This window comes from Pseudoalteromonas sp. NZS11_1, assembly GCF_015864275.1.
GTDB lineage: Bacteria > Pseudomonadota > Gammaproteobacteria > Enterobacterales > Alteromonadaceae > Pseudoalteromonas > Pseudoalteromonas arctica.
Map to the genome: position 1 here is coordinate 1 of NZ_JADYXK010000062.1, position 1,145 is coordinate 1,145.

1 protein-coding gene is annotated in these 1,145 nt (G+C 41.0%); it reads right to left on the reverse strand.

What is annotated here, in order from left to right; all coding sequences use genetic code 11:
• Positions 1–8: 8 nt before the first annotated feature.
• The gene (locus tag I6F44_RS19490) at positions 9–1,127 is read right to left on the reverse strand and encodes an ISAs1 family transposase (RefSeq protein ID WP_121955489.1); all 1,119 of its coding nucleotides are present in this window, start codon (positions 1,125–1,127) and stop codon (positions 9–11) included.
• Positions 1,128–1,145 lie beyond the last annotated feature (18 nt).

Sequence of the window (1,145 nt, forward strand, 5' to 3'; positions counted from 1 at the left end):
AAAAAACACTATAAATTCAATACCTTTTCAAGATAAGCTATACTGCGCATCGCTTTCTTCTGCTTTGCTGGCATACCTTTACTAAAACTGGTTTCTGCCTTTAATTGATTAAAGGCGATATGCCTCAGCCCTGCAAATACAGACGCTGCACCTTCGCGCCTAATTCGGCACTCATCTTCTTTAAACCCTACGTCTAAACGCCAATGTAATCCGTTCTCTATCTGCCAATGTTGCCGCGCTGACCTTGCCAATTCTTCCGCCGTTAAATGTGCTGAACTGATATAATATCTATAACATAACTCATTGCTTATTTTACCTTTTTCCTTTCTGTAGGAAACAATAACGCCCACTGTTTTTGCCCCTTCCCAGTGTATCGTTTCTGATAAATTACTTACGTCATGGCGCACTGCACAACACCTAAACTCCTCTCTGTTTTTTTGATAATCTGCTTCATTAAACAAAACCCCTTTAGACGCTTGTCGTGTTATCTCCGGTATTAAAGCCCCCTCTATTTGCGACAAGAGTCCTTTATGATTTGCCTTCACTGCAAGAAGGTAATCAGCTTCTTTGCTCACTATTTTTTCTGCAATTGATTTTTGACACCCCATGGCGTCAATTGTGACTAAGCACCCTTTTATCTCAAGTAACTCTAGAAGTGTTGGTAACGCTGTTATTTCATTCGACTTTTTATCAACAGGACATTGCGCTAAGACTACACCATTTTCGCATGCAAATGCACTGACCATATAAAGTGCGTCGCGCCTATCAGATTGATTAAATGACCCTTTCAACCGTTTCCCGTCAATAGCCACGACATCGCCCTGAGTTAACTTAGTGCATGCCTTCATCCAAGAAGAAAAAGAATCTTGAAATTGCGTCATATCGATACGGCTTAGTACACGGGCAATTGTGTCATGGCGGGGGATACCTTGCTCTAGGGGAACATATTTCCTAAGCCAATCTAATCTATCATGACCAAAATCTTCAATATCTTCCCAACCTTGGCATCCAGACACAACAGCGCTGACGGCTAAGAATATGATATCAAATAGTTTATGAACCACTTTACCTTGTTGGCGAGGATCATCGATTGATTCGAAATATTTAAATAGCTGAGTATCAAGCATGAGAACGCTCCTTGAAAA